We start from the raw sequence: 17560 nt of genomic DNA, 5'->3' as shown, positions 1-17560 counted from the left end.
GGGGAGGTGCGATGCGATCGGTGCTGGTCTTCGACGCCGACGACACGCTCTGGGAGAACAACGTCCTGTTCGAGCGCGTGATCGAGGATTTCCTCACCTGGTTGGACCACCCGACGCTGGACCGGACGCAGCTCCGGGCCGTGCTCGACGACGTGGAACGGGCCAACGCGGTGGCGCACGGCTACGGCAGCAAGGTCTTCCTGCGCAGTCTCGGCGAGTGCCTGGAGAAGCTACGGGAGCGCCCCGCCACCGAACGGGAACGCCGCGAGATCGAGCAGCTCGCCGCCGCGCTGGTCGGCCACCAGGTCGAGCTGATGCCGGGCGTGGCGGAGACGCTCGACGACCTCGCCACCCGCCACGAATTGCTGCTGCTCACCAAGGGCGAGCGCGAGGAGCAGCAGCGCAAGCTCGACGCCTGCGGGCTGCTGCACCACTTCCGGGCGGCGCACATCGTGCCGGAGAAGGACGTCGCCACCTACCGTTGGCTGGCCCGCGAGCACGCGTTCGACCCGGCGGTCGCCTGGATGATCGGCAACTCGCCGCGCTCGGACATCCTGCCCGCGCGGGCCGCCGGCATGAACGCGGTCTTCATCCCGAACGAGAACACCTGGGTGCTGGAGCACGACGAGCTGGACCCGTCCGACCCCCGGGTGATCCGACTCGCCGCCTTTCCCGACCTGGCCCGACACTTCTGAGCCGGCCGGTAACGTCCGGAACGTGCCGCTCACGTTCCCGTCGCACCTGGCGCCGGTGCTGCCGCTGAAGTTGTGGCGACCGCGCTGGTTCGACGGGGTGGCGTTGGCCACCGGCGCGGTCGCGCCGGACGTCGGCTACCTGTTCACCGGCACCCGGTTCGACCTCGGGATGCGCACCCACACGCTCGGCGGGCTGCTCTGGTGGTGCCTGCCGGTCGCCCTCGGGTACGCCTGGATCGCCCGCCGGGTGGTCGCCGGCATCGCCGTGCACCTGCCCGCGCCCCGGCTGTTCGGCTGGCCCCGGTACGTCGGGCTGGCCGGCGTACGGCATCCCTGGCAGGTCACGGTCTGTTCCGCGCTGATCGGCGCGTTCAGCCACGTCGGGTGGGACCGGGTCAGCCACAGCGAGCGCCTGCCGCGGCTGATCGGCATCGCCGACTTCCACGGCCTGACCGGGCTGTACTGGTTCCAGTTCGCGGACGTGTTCGCCAGTGGTGGCGGCGGACTGCTGGTGGTGGCGCTGGCGATCCGCGCGGCCCGTGACGGCGAGATCTTCGACGGCGAACCCCCGCCCGCCCCGGCGGCGAACCCGCTGGTGTTCTGGCGGGTCGCCCTGACGGTCACCGGTCTGGGGGCGCTGGTGCTGCCCGGATTGCCGGCGGCCACCGTGCCGGGGCCGGCCGGTGTACGCGCGCTCCACGTCGGCGGGCTGGCGCTCATCGCCGGCGCGGCGGCGGCCCGGTCCGCGCCGGTTCGCGGGGCCGAACGCGCCCGGCGTCTCGAAGACGAACAGCGTCGGCCCGGCTGACCCCGTTACGTCGACATGCCGCGTTTCGACATAGACATCAATCACAATCGCCCGGCCCGGTCGAAGCTTGTCCGACCTGCGCGGACGCGCCTAACCTGAGCCGGCGTCCACGCCTCGTCGGGGTGAGTCGGGGGCGCACCGGAGTCCGGTGGTAAGAGCACCGTGGAGCTGAGTGCGGGCAGAGCGGCTCGCCGTCTGGAGCCCGGCGTGGGCGTCGTGCCGCACCCGCCGTGTTCCCGCGGCGTGCGCCGTTACCACTTCCGGACGACCGGGGTCAGGGCCGGGGAGTTGCGGACCCGGTCCTGACCCGTCCGGGCCGCTGCGCCACACCCCTGGTGCGCCGGCCGGTCACGGAGCGACACTGAACCATGACTCTCCAGCGCGTACCGCTGCTCGCCGGCCTGGTCGTGCTGCTCGCGGCGGCCTGCACGACGACCGGCCACGACGGCGCGCCCCCGGCGCCACCGACCACCGCCCCGGCCAGCACATCGGCCCCGGCCGCCACGACGGCCGCCGCACCGCCCCCGGCCGCCACCCGACCGACGTCGACCGACCAGGGGACCGCCGGGCCCTGGCGGGTGACCTGGGGCTGGGGGGTGCCCGGCACGTCCGCCCGGGTCACCCACCCGGTGCGGGTACCGGTCACCGCGGCGCCCGGGGCGTCGCTGCCCGTCCTGGTGTCGGTGCAGGTCGGCGACCATCCCGCCGAGGGGTTCAGCCGGATCACGTTCGCGTTCCGTGGGCCCACCCCGTCCTACCGGGTCGGGTACGTGCCGCAGGTGGTGACCGAGGGGCGCGGCGCCCCGGTCGAGTTGCCCGGCACGAACTACCTGTCGGTGCGGTTCTTCCCGGCGCAGGCACACGACGCGCGGGGCGGCCGGACCGCCGACGTGCCGCCGGCCGCGGTCGGCTACCCGACGCTGCTCGGCTGGGCCGCGGCCGGCGACTTCGAGGGGCACCTGAGCTTCGGGCTCGGCCTGCGTCCCCCGGACGGCGCACGGCTGCCGGTGCGGTTGGGTGAGTCCACCCGCCCGGACGGCGCCCACGTCGTCTCCGTCGACGTCCGGCGCGGCTGACCACCAGCCCGCGCCGCCCGGGTCGGGGCCGGCGCGGGCCGGGCTCAGCCGGTCTCGCCCCGGACGATCGCCACCGCCACCCGACAGAACTCGTCCATGTCCGGCTGGAACCCGGCCGCGATGTCGGGGTGCAGGCCGGACCGGGTCTCGTCGAGCAGGCGCCGGCAGACGTCCTCCACGGGCTCGCCCGCGTAGCCGGCGCGGATCCGCTCGGTGGCCGCCTGCAGGGCCGAGGTCAGCTGATCCTCCAACGGGCCGCGCAGCTTCTGCTGCACCGGATCGAGCCCGCTCGGGTCGAGCGTGACATGTGGCTCCGACATCGGCGCTCCCTTCGTCGGCGTCCGCGGTACCCCACCGCGTCCGTCGGTCAAACCATCGTCGGTACGGCCGCCACCCGGACCAGGTACGAGAAGTCCTCCGCCGGCTCCTCGGCGTACGACAGCCGGCGGATCTGCCGGTCGTCGGACCAGAGCGCGACGTCGACCAGCACCCCGAGGTGGGCGAGGCCGATGGTGGACACCCGCTTCTTGTCCTGGAGCACCGCGCACACCCCGCCCAGCAGGGTGCTGGCGTCGGAGGTCCGGTGCCCGGGCGGGCAGCGCAGGGTCAGGTCCACCTCGACCGGCCCGGCGAGCGGGGTCCACCCGGTGCGCTGGGCCGCCGTGCAGGCGGCCTGGAGCAGGGTGCGGACCCTCGTCGCCTGCCGGTGTCCGGCGGCGAAGATGGACAGGGCCTCGGTCTTGACCGGGGGCAGGCCGCTCACCTCGAACGACAGGGCGAGAGCGCGGGTGTCCTGCACGACGGCACCTCCTCGGGGCGAATCCTGCCCAACCGGCACGCACGGGGGCGGCGGTTCCCGGGAGAACCCACCGATCGAGCAGGCTGTGGGGGACAGCCGGCGGCGGGTCGACAACGGTGGCGACGCGCGGGGCCACGGAGTGAGGGAAACGCTAGTCCAGCCCCGTCCCGCCCGGTAGTCTCGCCGTTCACCTGGTGGGACGCGGCTCAGGCCGCCTCACCGGCGTGTCGGGCCAGGTACTCGTCGATCGCCCGGCGGATGAGACCGGACCGGCCGCCCTTGTCGTTGCCGGCGAGTTCGTCGAGCTGCCGGACGATCGTCGAGGGAAGCCTGACTCCGGTCACCACCATCGGGACGCTCTCCGGCGCGGGCGTCGGCCCGAGGTCGGGCCCCCGGGTCGCGTCCCGCAGCAACTCGGAGATGTCGCCGCCCCGGTCGAAGTAGGCGACCAACTCCTCGCGGCTCATCGCCCGCGGATCACGGCCAGCGCTCATCGCGTTCCCTCCATCCACTGCTTGACCTCATCGGGCGTGGCAAGCCGTACGGCCAGGATCCCGTAGCTGTTGACCTTCCCGAACCGCTCGCAGAGCACCATGATCACCCGAGCGGTGTCCGCCAAGCCGGCGACGGCGAGCAGCAGACTCCCGATGTGGTTCTCGATGCGTTGCGGTGAGTAGAGCGCCTCGATCGCCTCCTGCTCCGAGACGTCGTGGCGGCTGGCGCTCGCCTTGCCGGTCTCGGTCCAGGCGTACTCACGCTCCATCACGACAGCAGCGTACAACGCGTAAAACGCCGGTGGTCAGCGGCGCGCGCGCTTGAGCTCGTGGAACGTGTCCAGGCGCAGCAGCGGCAGCATCGAGTCCCAGATGACCAGCGCGTCCTCGGTGCCCGGGACCTCGGTGATGATCGGCCCGTGGATGCCCCGGCCGGCGTCCGGCACCATGAGCACCGGCGAGCCGATGTCCGGGCCGGCCGAGGCGTACGCCAGCGCGTGCGACTCGCGGACCGCCTCGTCCCAGCGCTCCTCGTCAAGCGCGGGCGCCGCGTCCGTCACGCCGGCCGCCTCCACCGCCGCCGCGACGGTCCGGTCACCGAGTGGGTCCCCGGCGTCGTGGCTGCGCGCCCCCAGCTCGGTGTAGAGGCGCCCCGCGTCCTCGTGCCGGCCCTGTGCCCGCAGCGCCTCCACCAGCCGCAGCACCCGGCCGGAGGCGGCCATCGCCTCGGCGTACTCGGGGGCGATCTGCCCGTCGTTGAGGATGGCCAGGCTGAACGCCCGCCACTCGACGGCCAGGCCGCGGGCCTGGGCGACGGCGACGAGCCAGCGGGAGGTGCGCCAGGTCCACGGGCAGACCGGGTCGAAGAAGAAGGTGGCGTCCATCCCCCCAACCTAGGGGCGGACGGGTCGGCGCGCAGCGCGGCGGTCACCGTCACGTGACCGTGATGTTTCGCTTCGTCGCAGGTCGGGCACGTTCTGCCGCACGAAACGCCCGGGGCGTCGGGCGCAGGGCCGGTGCCTCGACCGTCTCGCCGTGCGCCGGGGCACGGGTGACCTCCCCGGCTCTCGCCGAAGAGAGGGGGAGGGTGATGACGACAGTCCCCGACACGGCCGCACGGCGGCCGGCCGGACGCGTGGCGGCGGCGGCCGCCGCGCTCGCGTTGGTGGCCCCGCTGGCCGCCTGCGGGTCCGGCGGCGACGGTGGCACGCCGACGATCAACCTGTACTACCCGCCGGAGCAGAACCTGCAGAAGGTGGTCGACGACTGCAACGCGCAGGCCCAGGGGCGCTACCGGATCAGCTACCGGGTGCTGCCGCGCGAGGCCGACGAGCAGCGGGTGCAGATGGTGCGACGGCTCGCGGCGCAGGACAGCGGCATGGACGTGCTCGGCCTGGACGTCACCTGGACGCAGGAGTTCGCCAGCGCGGACTGGATCCGGGAGTGGACCGGCCAGGACAAGGCCGAGGTGGAGCAGGGCACGCTCGCCGGCCCGCTGGACACCGCCAAGTACGAGGACAAGCTCTTCGCCGCGCCGAAGAACACCAACGTGCAACTGCTCTGGTACCGCGCCGACCTGGTGTCGCAGCCGCCGAAGACCTGGGACGAGATGATCTCGGCGGCCCAGCAGCTCAAGGAGCAGAACAAGCCCTACCGGGTGCTCACCATGGGTGCCCAGTACGAGGGCCTGGTGGTGCTCTACAACACGCTCGCCGAGAGCGCCGGCGGCAAGATCCTCAGCGACGACGGCAAGAAGGCGGTCATGGACGCCGGCACCGTGCGCGCGCTGGAGCAGCTCAAGACGTTCGCCACGTCGGGCGTGACCTCACCGTCGTTCAGCAACGCGGTCGAGGACCCGGTCCGGCTGGAGTTCCAGTCCGGCGGCGGCGCGTTCCAGGTCAACTGGCCGTTCGTGTATCCGGCGATGCAGGAGGCCAACCCGGAGCTGGCCAAGGACGTCAAGTGGGCGCGGGTGCCCGGCATCGACGCGAACACCCCGAGCAAGGTCACCATCGGCGGGGTCAACCTCGCGGTGAGCAAGTACTCGAAGCGCCCGACCGAGTCGTTCGAGGCGGCCCGGTGCATCCGCAACGCGGAGCACCAGAAGTTCTCCGCGGTCAACGACGGCGTGCCGCCGACCATCGAGGCGGTCTACGACGACCCGGAGATGGCCGAGGCGTACCCGATGAAGGAGACCATCCTGGAGGAGCTGAAGGAGCCGGCGGTGCGACCGCTGACCCCGGCGTACCAGAGCATCTCCACGGTGATGTCGGCGATCCTGTCGCCGCCCTCGGGGATCAACCCCGAGCGGACCGCGGACGAGCTGCGCAAGGCGATCGCCGACGCGCTGGAGTCGAAGGGTGTCCTGCCATGAGCGTGAACGCCACGCCGGCCGGCGCGGAGGCCGCCGCCGAGGCGGAGCAGCCGGCCGCCAGGCACGCCGCGGTGCCCGCCCAGCGGGCCCGCCGGGGCGCCCGCGCTCCGCTGAGCGACAACAAGCGGGCCGAGCGACGCCTCGGCTGGCTGCTGTGCGCGCCGGCCGCGCTGGTCATGGTGCTGGTCACCGCGTACCCGATCCTGTACTCGATCTGGCTGTCGTTGCAGCGCTACGACCTGCGGTTCCCCGACGAGCGGCAGTTCGTCGGGCTGGAGAACTACGTCACCGTGCTGACGAACGACTTCTGGTGGACCGCGTTCGGGGTGACCATGCTGATCACGGTGGTCACCGTGGCGATCGAGCTGGTGCTCGGCATGGGCCTGGCGATGATCATGCACCGGACGCTTGTCGGCCGGGGCATCGTCCGCACCGCGGCGCTGATCCCGTACGGCATCGTCACGGTGGTCGCGGCGTTCTCCTGGCGGTACGCCTGGACGCCGGGCACCGGTTACCTGGCGAACCTCTTCGACGGCAGCGCGCCGCTCACCGAGCGGGCCAGCTCGCTGGCGATCATCATGCTGGCGGAGATCTGGAAGACCACCCCGTTCATGGCGCTGCTGCTGATGGCCGGGCTGGCGCTGGTGCCGGAGGACCTGCTCAAGGCGGCCTCCACCGACGGCGCGACGGCGTGGCAGCGGTTCACCAAGGTGATGCTGCCGGTGATGAAGCCGGCGATCCTGGTCGCGCTGCTGTTCCGCACGCTCGACGCGTTCCGGGTCTTCGACAACATCTTCGTGCTCACCAACGGCGGCAACGAGACCTCGTCGGTCTCGATGCTGGCCTACAACAACCTGATCCGGGGCCTGAACCTCGGCATCGGCTCCACGATGTCGGTGCTGATCTTCATCACCGTGGCGATCATCGCGTTCGTCTTCGTGAAGCTGTTCGGCACCGCTGCTCCCGGCAGCGACGATGGGGAGAGGCGCTGACATGGCCGTGGAAACCACCACGCGGGCGAAGCTGCGCTGGGGCGTGCTGGACGTCGTGGTCGTCGTCTTCGCGCTGGTGCCGGTGCTCTGGATCGCCTCGCTGTCGTTCAAGACCCCGGGCACGCTCACGGACGGCAATTTCTGGCCGCGGGAGTGGACGCTCGACAACTACCGGACGATCTTCGACACCGACCAGTTCGTCCGGGCCCTGGTCAACTCGATCGGCATCGCGCTGATCGCCACCGCGATCGCGGTGGTGCTCGGCACGATGGCCGCGTACGCGATCTCCCGGCTGGACTTCCCGGGCAAGAAGCTGCTGGTCGGGGTCTCCCTGCTGATCGCGATGTTCCCGCAGGTGTCGCTGGTGTCGCCGCTGTTCGAGATCGAGCGGCAGCTCGGCCTCTTCGACACCTGGCCCGGCCTGATCCTGCCGTACATCACGTTCGCGCTGCCGCTGGCGATCTACACGCTGTCGGCGTTCTTCAAGCAGATCCCGTGGGACCTGGAGAAGGCGGCGAAGATGGACGGCGCCACCCAGGGTCAGGCGTTCCGGCGGGTGATCGCCCCGCTGGCCGCACCGGGCGTGTTCACCACGGCCATCCTGGTCTTCATCTTCTGCTGGAACGACTTCCTGTTCGCGATCACGCTCACCTCGACCGAGCGGTCCCGCACGGTCCCGGTGGCCCTCCAGTTCTTCACCGGCGAGTCGCAGTTCGAGGACCCCACCGGGGCGATCTGCGCCGCCGCCGTGGTGATCACCGTACCGATCATCCTGTTCGTGCTCTTCTTCCAGCGCCGCATCGTCTCCGGCCTGACCTCCGGCGCAGTCAAGGGATAGGTGACAACAATGGCTGACATCGTGCTGGACAAGGTGAGCAAGCGGTTCCCGGACGGGACCACCGCGGTGCGGGACGTCGACCTGGAGATCGCCGACGGCGAGTTCGTCATCCTGGTCGGCCCGTCCGGCTGCGGGAAGTCCACCACCCTGAACATGATCGCCGGGCTGGAGGACATCAGCGACGGTGAGCTGCGCATCGGTGGCGAGCGGGTCAACGACAAGGCCCCCCGGGACCGGGACATCGCCATGGTCTTCCAGTCGTACGCGCTCTACCCGAACATGACGGTCCGGGAGAACATGGCCTTCCCGTTGCGCCTGGCGAAGATGGACAAGGAGACCATCAACCAGAAGGTCGACGAGGCCGCCAAGGTGCTGGAGCTGACCGCGCTGCTGGACCGCAAGCCGGCCAACCTCTCCGGCGGCCAGCGGCAGCGGGTGGCGATGGGCCGGGCGATCGTGCGCCAGCCGAAGGCGTTCCTGATGGACGAGCCGTTGTCCAACCTGGACGCCAAGCTGCGGGTGCAGATGCGCACGGTGGTGTCCCGGTTGCAGAAGCAGCTCGGCACCACCACCGTCTACGTGACCCACGACCAGACGGAGGCGATGACGCTCGGCGACCGGGTGGTCATCATGCGGGGCGGCGCGGTGCAGCAGGTCGGCCCGCCGCAGGAGCTGTACGACCACCCGCGCAACCTCTTCGTCGCCGGGTTCATCGGCTCGCCGTCGATGAACTTCGTGCACGCCGCGGTGGAGGACGGGAAGCTGCGGACCGCGCTGGGCGACGTGCCGATCGGCGAGCGGGTCCGCCGCGAGCTGGAGGCCGGTGACGCGCCCCGCGAGCTGATCCTCGGCATCCGGCCGGAGCACTTCGAGGACGCCGCGCTGATCGACGACGAGACCCGCCGTCGGGGCCTGGAGTTCGAGGCGCCTGTCGACATCGTCGAGTCGATGGGCTCGGACAAGTACGTCTACTTCACCGTGGAGGGGGAGCGGGCCACCGCCGCCGAGTTGGAGGAGCTGGCCGCGGACGCCGGCGCCGCCGACTTCGCCGGCGCGGGTTCCAGCCTGGTCACCCGGTTGTCGGCGGAGTCGCCGGCGCGGGAGGGCGAGTCCCGCCGGGTGTGGTTCAACCTGGAGAAGATCCACCTGTTCGACCCGGGCAGCGGGCGCAACCTGACGCTGCACGAGGGGCGGGCGGCCGGCGCGCTCGCCGACTGAGCGCTCCGCGTGCAGGGGCCGGCGGCGGGTGCCGTCGGCCCCTCCGCCGTCTCCGGGCGGACGCGCCGTGCCGGCACACCGTGCCCGCCGGGCTGCTGCCACCGCGCGGCGTCACCAGGAGTGACGCAGCGCCAGCCCGAGGAAGCGGGCGTAGCGGGCCAGGGCCGCGTCCACCCGGGCGCGCAGCTCGGCGTCGAACGGGACGAGCTGCTGCCGCACCGTCACGGTCACCGTGGTCGCCCCCAGCGTCCGCCGCCAGGTGCCGACCACCCGGCCGCCACGCACCACGGTGGACTGGAACATGCCGTTGTTGCCCGGCACCACGGCGGCGGCGTGTGCCGGGTCGAGCATCAGCGAACGGTCCCGGTAGCCCAGCAGGTACTCGTCGAAGCCGGGCAGCGTGTGCAGGTCGTCGACCGGCTCGCGGGGGGTGTCGAGCAGCGCGGCGTCGACCACGGCGGGTTCACCGTCGACCTCGACCGGGGCGAGGAGGTCGCCGGCCAGCGTCACGGCCCGGGTCGCGTCGGTGACGGTCAGGCCGCTCCAGCGGGCCAGCTCGTGCCGGGTCACCGGGCCGTGGCCGCGCACGTAACGGTGGGCCAGCAACGCCAGCGCCTCGTCCCGCTCCGGGCGGTGCGGGTCGGGCACCCACTCGTCGAGCAGCGCGAACGTCTGCTCGGTGCCGACGTGCGGGGCGATGCAGGTGATGCCGCGCTGGCTCGCGTACCAGAGCAGGTGGTAGCCGCGCTGGCCGGTGGTGTCCAGCCCGGCGGCGCGCAACGCGGCCAGGCACTCGGTGCGGGTGAGCCGGCCGCCCCCGCCCAGCGCCGCGCCGAGCACGTCGCCGGCGTGGTCCCCGTCGGCGAGCGTCAACCCGAGCTGCCGCCACCGGGCCGCCGATCCGGCCAGGGCGCGGACCCCGGTCACCGCCAGCATCCAGTGCGCGTCCCGCGCCGGCACCAGGTGCACCGTGCCGCGCATCGGCCAGGTGCGCAACGCCTCGCGCCGCTCCAGCGCCGCGTGGACGTCGTCGCGGGTGCGGCCGGGCAGGCGTACGCCGAGCGACCACAGGCCGCTGGCCGCGTCCTGGGCCTGCATGGCGCCGAACCACTCGACCACGTCGGCCACCCGCTCCGGCCGGGCGACCGGGTGCGGGCGCAGCAGCAGGCCGGTCATCCGCAGCGCGAGCGCCTCGGCGCGGGTGAGGCGTACGGTCACGGCGGGGCCTCCCGTCGACAGGTGGACGGTCAGCTTAGGACGCCGGACCCCCGCCGGAGGTGCCCCCACACATCGATCGGCCTGTGGAATGATGACTCCGCCGCCGACGGCACCGGGTGTGCTGGCGGTGACATTCGGTGATGCGGCGACCTGTCGTCGCCTCACCGCTATTTGTTTCCACGTGATACGGGGGTAACGCGAGTGTCGTCTCGCACGTTCAAGGCGGGTGCCGTCGCGGCAACGCTCTCACTCGGTCTGGCCGTCGTGGCCCTGCAACAGTCCTCGTCGGCCGCGGTCGACACCCAGCCCTCCCTGGAGGAGGACTTCACCTACCCGGGCGCCGCGCAGGTGCTCACCCAGCGGGGCATCAAGCTGCTGAAGGGCGACGGGCACATCGTGCTGGCCGACTGCGGCGCGACTCCCAACAACCCGCCGGCCGACCTGATCCTGGTGCAGAGCAACGACTTCAGCCTGCCCGCCGGCAAGAACTTCTGCTTCAAGGCGAAGGGCGCCAGCGGTTACCTCACCATGGAGATCCCCATGGTGTACTTCGTGCGGGGTGACTCGACCAACACCGTCGACGCGAAGGTCGAAGTCAAGGACGACCCGACCGTGGTCGAGACCGAGCAGGTCGACCCGGGCGAGTGGCAGCCCGTCGGCGAGGGACAGGCCCGGGGCGCGGCGACGCTGCTCGAGCTTCGCTTCCCCACCGCCAACTGACGCACCACCGGGAGCCGACCTCGCACGCCGAGGTCGGCTCTCTCCTTTTCGCCATCCGCAGCGACGTGTGCTCGCTGCTCTGACGCGTCAGTTCCAGGGGAGGGACCGTGTCGGCAAGACCCAGTGTCATCCGGCGGACAAGTGCGGTGCGAAGGCGGGCGGGGCTGGCGTTCAGCCTCGTCCTGACGCTGCTCGCCGCGTTTCTCGTCGTGCCCGGCCCGTCGTACGCGGCGGACGAGACGGAGCCGGGTGAACTCCGGCTCCGGGCGCTTCTCCTGCTCAAGTCGGGCGGCGCGAGTGTGGAGCGAGCGGCGGCGGAGGCGCTCGTCGGGGACGACGACGCGGTCGCCGACTTCCTCGACGAGGGCTACTTCACCGCTCGCCAGCAGGACGACCTGGTCCGGGTCGAGGAGTACGCGGGCCTGGGCGGCCCGACGATGAAGCAGGCGGCGGTGGCCGCGCTGAGCGGTTCCGTCGAGGACCGCCGCGCGTTCCTCAACGGCGGATGGGAGGCCGCGTTCGCCGTCGACGAGCGCATCCGCCTCGGGCAGGTCGTCAACGCCGGTGGGAACGAGGTGAAGCGCGCCGGCCAGGCGGCGCTGAACAGCACCGACGACGCGATCACCGAGTTCCTCCGTACCGGCCAGTACGAGGCCCGGGAGATCGACGACCGGATCCGGATCGGGCAGATCCTCACCGGCGGTGGTCCCTACGTCCGGGCCGGCGCACAGGCCGCGCTGAACGGCACGGCCGAGGACATCCGGGAGTTCCTGCTGTACGGGCAGCACGTGGCCCGCGCGCGTGACCAGGAGATGCTCACCGTCACCCAGCTCGCCGACCTGTCCCAGGAGGCCGGCCGGCTCGCCGCGCAGGAGACGCTCCAGGCCGAGCAGGCGGCCGACCGTGCGGTGGAGTCCGCCCGGCTGGCGAAGGAGGCCGCGCAGCGTGCCGCGGCCGAGACCGCGGCGGCGAAGGACTCCGCGGAGGACGCGGCGGCGGCGGCTGCGCGTGCCGCGTCCGCCGCCGGTCGTGCCGCCGCGGCGGCGCAACGCGCGATCGGCGCCGCGAACGCCGCGAGTTCCGCGGCGAAGGTCGCCTCGGCGTCCGCCGCGCGCGCCGCGCAGGCGGCGGCGCTCGCCGGGAACGCCGCCTCCCGCGCCAACACGGCGGCCTCGAAGGCGGCGGGGGACGCCACCAAGGCACAACAGGCCCGCGACGCCGCCCGGATCGCCCGGGACGCGGCTAAGCAGGCGCGGAAGGCGGCGGACGCGTCCGAGGCGTCCCAGCGTGCCTCCGTCGCCGCCGGCAACGCCGGCACCGCGGCGGCGAGCGCGGCGGCCAACGCGAAGCTGGCGGCCGACGCGGCCGAGCAGGCGGCCGGTCAGTCGAACGTGTCCGCCGCCGAGGCGGCGCGGGCGCGGGAGGCGGCTGCCCGGGCCCGGGCCAAGGCGGAGGAGTCCCAGCGGGCGGCGAACGCGGCCAGCGCCGAGGCGCGGCGCGCGGCGACCGCGGCCGGCCAGGCGACGACCGCCGCGCGAGCGGCGGCCACCCACGCGGACAACGCCGCCGCGGCGGCCGAGGACGCCGCCGCGCACGCCGGGGAGGCGGCCTACGCGGCGCAGATGGCCACGCAGCACGCGGTCAACGCGATGAAGGCCGCGGAGGACGCGGAGAAGTACGCCAACCAGGCACGGGACGTCGAGACCGCGGCCCGTCAGGCGGACGTCGAGCGGCTGGCGGCCATGACGGCCGAGGGGGTGATGGCCGCCGAGGTCGAGCGCAAGGAGGAGGAGACCCGCCTGGCGCAGGCGGCCTGGGACGAGGCGCAGGAGACCCAGCGGGACGAGGAGACCCGCCGCTGGCTGGCCGAGGCCACCGCGCCGAACGCGCCGGCCGACGTGGTGCTGACCAACGGCCGCCGGGTCGCCGTCCGGCTGCTGACCACCGGGGGGACCTGGACCCGGGCGGCCGCCGAGCGCGCGCTCACCGGTTCGGAGCTGGACGTCCGGGCGTTCCTGACGACCGAGCTGCCGCTGGCCACCGGCCAGGACGACCGGGCGGTGGTCGGCCACCTCGCGGACACCGCGACGAAGCCGGCGGCGAAGACCGCCGCGGTGGCCGCCCTGGCCGGTGACGACGCGCAGGTGCGCGAGTTCCTCCGCACCCGGGCGTACCCGGGCAAGGCCGACGACGACCGGATCCTCATCGGTCAGTTGATCACCACCGGTGGGTCCACCATGAAGACGGCCGCCGAGGCCGCGCTGAACGGGACCGACCAGGACCGGCACGAGTTCCTCCGGTCCGGCCGCTACGACGCGGCGGAGCAGGACGACCGGATCCGGGTCGGTCAGATCATGACCGCGGGCGGCCCGGAGGTGAAGGCCGCGGCGACCATCGCGCTCTCCGGCCCCCGGGCGGCGCTCCGGCACTTCATCGACGCCGGCCAGTACAAGGCCCGTCTCCGGGACGAGGAGACGACGGCGCACGTGGCCAAGGTTCGGGCGCTCGTCGCCGACGCGGCGCGCAACGCGGCCACCGCGCGGGTGGACGCGGCCCGGGCGGCCGAGGCCGCGGCCCGGGCCCGGTCGGCGGCGGCCGAGGCGGCGGAGTACGCCCGGCAGGCGGAGCTGTCCGCCGCGGCGGCGCAGGGCTACGCCGACCAGGCGCAGCAGTCCGCGCTGGCGGCGCAGCAGTCCGCCGCCGCGGCCGCGCAGTCGGCGGCGACCGCCCAGGCCGCGGCGGCCCGGGCCCGCAGCGACGCGCAGGCCGCGCAGCAGTCCGCGGCGGCGGCCACCGTGTCGGAGCGGCGCGCGGCCAACTACGCCGCGGCGGCGCAGCAGTCCGCGGCGCGGGCGAAGGCGTCGGCCGAGGAGGCCGGCCGGAGCGCGGCCGAGGCGCGGCAGGCGGCGACCGAGGCGTTCCAGGCGGTGGTGGCCCTGCAACGTCAGGAGGCCGAGGCTCGACGTACGGCCGGTCAGACCGACCCGGGCAGCGTCGAGTGCAACCTCTACATGCACCTGAACCGGATGTGTCACAACCCGTTGCTCGGCGCGCTCGAACGCGAGGACAACTGGTGCACGATCCAGTGGGGCCACGGTCCGCTCTGCGAGGGCGTGGTCAAGTACTTCGACCAGAAGGACGCCGAGGAGGGCAAGCTCGTCGGGCAGCTCGTGCTGACGATCTGCGGGTTCATCCCCGTGGTGGGGGAGCCGTGCGACGCGGTGGACGCGCTCATCGCCTATCTCGAAGGCGACACGGAGGGCGCGCTGCTGTCGCTCGCCGGGATGATTCCGGTGGTCGGCTGGATCGGCGGCGGCAAACGCGGCGTGGACCTGCTGCGCGAGCTGTACCAGTTCGGCAGCAAGGCGTGCAAGAAGGCGAGCAGTTTCCTGCCCGGCACGCCGGTGCTGCTGGCCGACGGCAGCCGGAAGCCGATCGAGAAGCTGCGGATCGGTGACCGGGTGCTGGCCACCGACCCGGTCGGGCGGGTGACCGGGGCCAGGGAGATCACCCGGACCATCCAGAGCGAGGGGGAGAAGAACCTCGTCCGGGTCCGGTTGGACGTCGACGGGGCCGCCGGCCGGGCGACCGCGACGGTCACCGCGACCGAGAACCACCCCTTCTGGGTGCCCGCGCGCAACGCCTGGGTGTCCGCCGGTGAGCTGCACCGGGGCCAGTGGCTGCGCACGGCGGCGGGCACGTCGGTGCAGGTCGAGCAGGTCAGCCGCCGTACGGTGACGACCCGGGTGCACAACCTGACCGTCGCCGAGCTGCACACCTACTACGTCGGAGTCGGTCGGACGTCGGCGCTGGTGCACAACACCAGCGCCTGCAAGGTCACCAACACCGGCAAGATGAACGACGTGGAGATCGCCCAGGCGCACGAGCTGGGCAACCACGTCGGCGGCAAGGAGTTCGTGGGGCAGCCGGTGCGGGACACCCCCGGCATCGACGGCTGGCTGGACGGCGTACCGACCAGCCTGAAGGCCACCGACAGCGTCAGCCCGAGCGCGGTGCTCAAGCACCTGTCGAAGGCCGAGTCCCAGCTGCGCAACGCGAACTACCGCGACGCGATCGTCTACGTCCGGGCGGACAAGCTCGACCATGCCCGGTTGCAGAGCTTCATCGAAGGTGGGCCGGCGATCAGGGACATCACCCGGCAGGGCATCGTGAAGGAGGTCTACATCAAGACCGCCACCGGCTGGATCCACTGCCTCGCCGGGTCCTGTAGCTAGGGTTTGCGGCATGGCGATCGAGTGGCACCTCCGGGTGAACCGTCGGTTCACCCTCCACGAGGCCGTCGATCTCACCCGCGTCCGGCTGGCCGACCTGCTCGGCCAGCCGGACGCCCCGCCGCCCGTCCGCGTCGTCGAGGCGTCCGCGGAGCGTCGGCGCGGCGGGCCCGGGGTGCCGCTGCCGGCGGACGCCCTGGACCGCGTCGCCGAACCCGCCGGCCTCGGCGCCGACGTCGACTTCTTTCTCGAGATTCCCGAGTGGCGCGCCGGCGCGCTGCTGAGCCTCAGTGAGTTCCTGCCGGGCGTCGACGACCCGGAGGCGGGGGTGTTCGTCTGGGTGACGTCGCAGCACGATCCCGCCTCCCAGGTGCTGAGCATCGCCGCCTGCGTCGCGTTCGCCGAGTGCGCCGACAGCGAGGTGGTGGACGAGTACGGCTATCTCGCGAAGACCCGGACGAACTCGCCGGAGGCGCTTCTCTACCAGCTCCGGGTGACGTCGCCCGTCGAATCGTTCACCGCCGCGACGGACCTGGTCCTCAGCCGCACCCGGCTGCGCCGGCGCTGACCACGGCACCCCTGATCGCGCTACGCCGGCGTCGTTGCCGACGGAGCGCGATCCCCCGTTCAGGCTCCCGGCGCGGGGCGGCGGTCGGCCGGCGCCGGTCTGACCAGGATCCCCGGCGCGGCCGGCCGGGAGAGCGGTTGCCCGCCGAACTTGCGCAAATCTTGAGCCGTGGTCAGTCCAGCCGTCGGTGCATCACCAGCAGGTCGACGTACCCGTCGGTCGGGTGCCGGAACCCCTCCGGCACCCGGCCGACCACGTCGAAGCCCAGCGACCGCCACAGGCGTACCGCGCGGGTGTTGCTGGCCACCACGGCGTTGAACTGCATGGCCCGGTAGCCGTCCGCGCGGGCCGCGTCCAGCACGTGTTCGGCGAGCGCCCGGCCGACGCCGCAGCCCCCGGCGGCGGGGGCGACCATGAAGCCGGCGTTGGCCACGTGGTCGCCCGGGCCGGCCTGGTTCGGCGCCAGCCGGGCGGTGCCGAGCACCGTGCCGTCCGGGTCGACCGCGACCAGGGTCCGCCCGGGCGGCGTCGCCATCCACTGCCGGCGGGCCTGCTCCTCGGTGACGTCACGCGGCCAGGTGTACGTCTCCCCGGCGGCCACGATGTCGTGCAGGAACGGCCAGATCAGCGGCCAGTCGGCTGCCGTCGCGGTACGGATCTCCACCGGTCGAGCATGGCACGGCCGACGTTTGACGTGGCAAACAACGGGTAGTCGCCGAAGCTCACCGGCGAACTCGCGAAGGAGAAGCTCTGATGGATGGCCAGGTCAAGGTCGCGGTGATCTACTACAGCGCGACCGGCATCACCTACCAGATGGCCCGGGCGGCGGTCGAGGCGGCCGAGGAGGCCGGTGCCGAGGTGCGCCTGCGCAAGGTGCGTGAGCTGGCGCCGGACGAGGCGATCCGGTCGAACTCGGGCTGGCAGGCGCACCGGCTGGAGACCCAGGACGTGATGGAGGCCGAGCCGGACGACCTGTCCTGGGCCGACGTCGTGATCATGGGCTCGCCCACCCGGTACGGCATGATCGCCGCCCAGCTCAAGCAGTTCATCGACACCACCGGACCGCTGTGGGCCAACGGCGCGCTGGCCGACAAGGTCTACACCGGCTTCACCTCGACCGCGACCTCGCACGGCGGTCAGGAGGCGACCCTGCTGTCGCTCTACACCGTCTTCTACCACTGGGGCGGCATCGTGGTGACGCCCGGCTACACCGACCAGAGCCAGTTCGTCGCCGGCAACCCGTACGGCGCGTCGCACACCAGCAACAACGGCGAGGTCGCCCCGGACCACGTCGCGTTGGCCGCCACCGCGCTCACCGCCAAGCGGGCCGTGCTGATGGGGGCCGCGCTGAAGCGGGGCATGGCCGGCTGACCGGCCCGGCACGCGGGTGACCGGTGGCCGGACGGGGGCTCTCGAACCCGTCCGGACCACCGGTCGTCCTTCGGCCTACCCGCGATCGGCCCCGCCATGCGCGCTCGGGGCGGGGGAACCCGATCGGAGTCGTCGCCGGCGCCGGGTAGGTTGACCG

At 72.8% G+C, this 17560-nt stretch carries 18 protein-coding genes; 11 read left to right on the top strand and 7 right to left on the bottom strand.

The window, feature by feature from the left end; all coding sequences use genetic code 11:
* Window positions 1-11 precede the first annotated feature (11 nt).
* The 3 genes from OG767_RS21880 (at window position 12) to OG767_RS21870 (ending at window position 2579) form a co-directional block, all read left to right on the top strand.
* Window positions 12-695: an HAD family hydrolase gene (locus OG767_RS21880; RefSeq protein ID WP_405090281.1), complete on the top strand. Its 684-nt coding sequence runs from the start codon at window positions 12-14 to the stop codon at window positions 693-695.
* A 22-nt stretch (window positions 696-717) separates the two neighbouring features.
* Window positions 718-1503, top strand: coding sequence for a DUF4184 family protein (locus tag OG767_RS21875; protein ID WP_405090280.1), 786 nt, complete (start codon window positions 718-720; stop codon window positions 1501-1503).
* 368 nt (window positions 1504-1871) lie between these two features.
* Window positions 1872-2579: a hypothetical protein gene (locus OG767_RS21870; protein ID WP_405090279.1), complete on the top strand. Its 708-nt coding sequence runs from the start codon at window positions 1872-1874 to the stop codon at window positions 2577-2579.
* 44 nt (window positions 2580-2623) lie between these two features.
* On the opposite strand, the gene OG767_RS21865 is transcribed toward OG767_RS21870, so the two are convergent.
* From OG767_RS21865 to OG767_RS21845, 5 genes are all read right to left on the bottom strand, one after another.
* Complete coding sequence (locus tag OG767_RS21865) at window positions 2624-2899, bottom strand: hypothetical protein (protein ID WP_405090278.1); 276 nt, start codon at window positions 2897-2899, stop codon at window positions 2624-2626.
* Between the two features lie 47 nt (window positions 2900-2946).
* On the bottom strand, window positions 2947-3378 hold the full coding sequence (locus OG767_RS21860) for a hypothetical protein (RefSeq protein ID WP_107156907.1): 432 nt from the start codon (window positions 3376-3378) through the stop codon (window positions 2947-2949).
* Window positions 3379-3584: 206 nt separating this feature from the next.
* The gene (locus tag OG767_RS21855; protein ID WP_107156908.1) at window positions 3585-3872 is read right to left on the bottom strand and encodes a ribbon-helix-helix domain-containing protein; all 288 of its coding nucleotides are present in this window, start codon (window positions 3870-3872) and stop codon (window positions 3585-3587) included.
* Window positions 3869-4144 (bottom strand): hypothetical protein, encoded by a 276-nt coding sequence (locus OG767_RS21850; RefSeq protein WP_396771933.1) that lies wholly within the window; start codon window positions 4142-4144, stop codon window positions 3869-3871. Before OG767_RS21850 ends, OG767_RS21855 begins: the two co-directional genes overlap by 4 nt.
* A 33-nt stretch (window positions 4145-4177) precedes the next feature.
* A complete protein-coding gene (locus OG767_RS21845) occupies window positions 4178-4756 on the bottom strand; it encodes a DsbA family protein (RefSeq protein ID WP_405090277.1) in 579 nt (192 codons plus the stop codon).
* 206 nt (window positions 4757-4962) lie between these two features.
* On the opposite strand from OG767_RS21845, the gene OG767_RS21840 reads away from it, so the two are divergent.
* Genes OG767_RS21840 through OG767_RS21825 form a run of 4 tightly spaced genes read left to right on the top strand, consistent with a single transcriptional unit; the run spans window position 4963 to window position 9294 of the window.
* Window positions 4963-6246: an ABC transporter substrate-binding protein gene (locus OG767_RS21840; protein WP_405090276.1), complete on the top strand. Its 1284-nt coding sequence runs from the start codon at window positions 4963-4965 to the stop codon at window positions 6244-6246.
* On the top strand, window positions 6243-7238 hold the full coding sequence (locus OG767_RS21835) for a carbohydrate ABC transporter permease (RefSeq protein ID WP_107156912.1): 996 nt from the start codon (window positions 6243-6245) through the stop codon (window positions 7236-7238). The genes OG767_RS21840 and OG767_RS21835 overlap by 4 nt, the downstream gene beginning before the upstream one ends.
* Before the next feature lies 1 nt (window position 7239).
* Entirely contained in the window at window positions 7240-8076 is an 837-nt protein-coding gene (locus tag OG767_RS21830; RefSeq protein ID WP_281938826.1) for a carbohydrate ABC transporter permease, read from the top strand.
* 9 nt (window positions 8077-8085) lie between these two features.
* The gene (locus OG767_RS21825) at window positions 8086-9294 is read left to right on the top strand and encodes an ABC transporter ATP-binding protein (RefSeq protein ID WP_281938828.1); all 1209 of its coding nucleotides are present in this window, start codon (window positions 8086-8088) and stop codon (window positions 9292-9294) included.
* A 111-nt stretch (window positions 9295-9405) separates the two neighbouring features.
* Here OG767_RS21825 and OG767_RS21820 read toward each other — a convergent pair whose 3' ends face one another.
* Entirely contained in the window at window positions 9406-10512 is a 1107-nt protein-coding gene (locus tag OG767_RS21820; protein ID WP_405090275.1) for a winged helix DNA-binding domain-containing protein, read from the bottom strand.
* Between the two features lie 201 nt (window positions 10513-10713).
* On the opposite strand from OG767_RS21820, the gene OG767_RS21815 reads away from it, so the two are divergent.
* The 3 genes from OG767_RS21815 to OG767_RS21805 all read left to right on the top strand — a co-directional run bounded on the left by OG767_RS21815 (window position 10714) and on the right by OG767_RS21805 (window position 16032).
* The gene (locus OG767_RS21815) at window positions 10714-11232 is read left to right on the top strand and encodes a hypothetical protein (RefSeq protein WP_405090274.1); all 519 of its coding nucleotides are present in this window, start codon (window positions 10714-10716) and stop codon (window positions 11230-11232) included.
* A 146-nt stretch (window positions 11233-11378) separates the two neighbouring features.
* Entirely contained in the window at window positions 11379-15467 is a 4089-nt protein-coding gene (locus OG767_RS21810) for a polymorphic toxin-type HINT domain-containing protein (protein WP_405090273.1), read from the top strand.
* 10 nt (window positions 15468-15477) lie between these two features.
* Window positions 15478-16032 (top strand): hypothetical protein, encoded by a 555-nt coding sequence (locus OG767_RS21805; RefSeq protein ID WP_405090272.1) that lies wholly within the window; start codon window positions 15478-15480, stop codon window positions 16030-16032.
* 172 nt (window positions 16033-16204) lie between these two features.
* On the opposite strand, the gene OG767_RS21800 is transcribed toward OG767_RS21805, so the two are convergent.
* Window positions 16205-16696, bottom strand: a complete 492-nt coding sequence (locus OG767_RS21800) for a GNAT family N-acetyltransferase (protein WP_405090271.1) — start codon at window positions 16694-16696, stop codon at window positions 16205-16207.
* Between the two features lie 89 nt (window positions 16697-16785).
* Between OG767_RS21800 and wrbA the strand changes: the two genes are divergently transcribed.
* Window positions 16786-17403, top strand: a complete 618-nt coding sequence (gene wrbA, locus OG767_RS21795) for an NAD(P)H:quinone oxidoreductase (protein ID WP_405090270.1) — start codon at window positions 16786-16788, stop codon at window positions 17401-17403.
* The last annotated feature ends 157 nt before the right edge of the window (window positions 17404-17560 follow it).

This window comes from Micromonospora sp. NBC_01392, assembly GCF_045040125.1.
Taxonomy (GTDB): domain Bacteria; phylum Actinomycetota; class Actinomycetes; order Mycobacteriales; family Micromonosporaceae; genus Micromonospora.
The sequence above is the reverse complement of the archived record's forward strand: the minus strand, read 5'-3'. Positions and strand labels throughout refer to the sequence as shown.

Coding starts and splice junctions, on each gene's coding strand:
- OG767_RS21880 (WP_405090281.1), top strand. CDS start 12: ATGCGATCGGTGCTGGTCTTCGACGCCGACGACACGCTCTGGGAGAAC.
- OG767_RS21870 (WP_405090279.1), top strand. CDS start 1,872: ATGACTCTCCAGCGCGTACCGCTGCTCGCCGGCCTGGTCGTGCTGCTC.
- OG767_RS21865 (WP_405090278.1), bottom strand. CDS start 2,899: ATGTCGGAGCCACATGTCACGCTCGACCCGAGCGGGCTCGATCCGGTG.
- OG767_RS21855 (WP_107156908.1), bottom strand. CDS start 3,872: ATGAGCGCTGGCCGTGATCCGCGGGCGATGAGCCGCGAGGAGTTGGTC.
- OG767_RS21845 (WP_405090277.1), bottom strand. CDS start 4,756: ATGGACGCCACCTTCTTCTTCGACCCGGTCTGCCCGTGGACCTGGCGC.
- OG767_RS21840 (WP_405090276.1), top strand. CDS start 4,963: ATGACGACAGTCCCCGACACGGCCGCACGGCGGCCGGCCGGACGCGTG.
- OG767_RS21835 (WP_107156912.1), top strand. CDS start 6,243: ATGAGCGTGAACGCCACGCCGGCCGGCGCGGAGGCCGCCGCCGAGGCG.
- OG767_RS21830 (WP_281938826.1), top strand. CDS start 7,240: ATGGCCGTGGAAACCACCACGCGGGCGAAGCTGCGCTGGGGCGTGCTG.
- OG767_RS21825 (WP_281938828.1), top strand. CDS start 8,086: ATGGCTGACATCGTGCTGGACAAGGTGAGCAAGCGGTTCCCGGACGGG.
- OG767_RS21805 (WP_405090272.1), top strand. CDS start 15,478: ATGGCGATCGAGTGGCACCTCCGGGTGAACCGTCGGTTCACCCTCCAC.
- wrbA (WP_405090270.1), top strand. CDS start 16,786: ATGGATGGCCAGGTCAAGGTCGCGGTGATCTACTACAGCGCGACCGGC.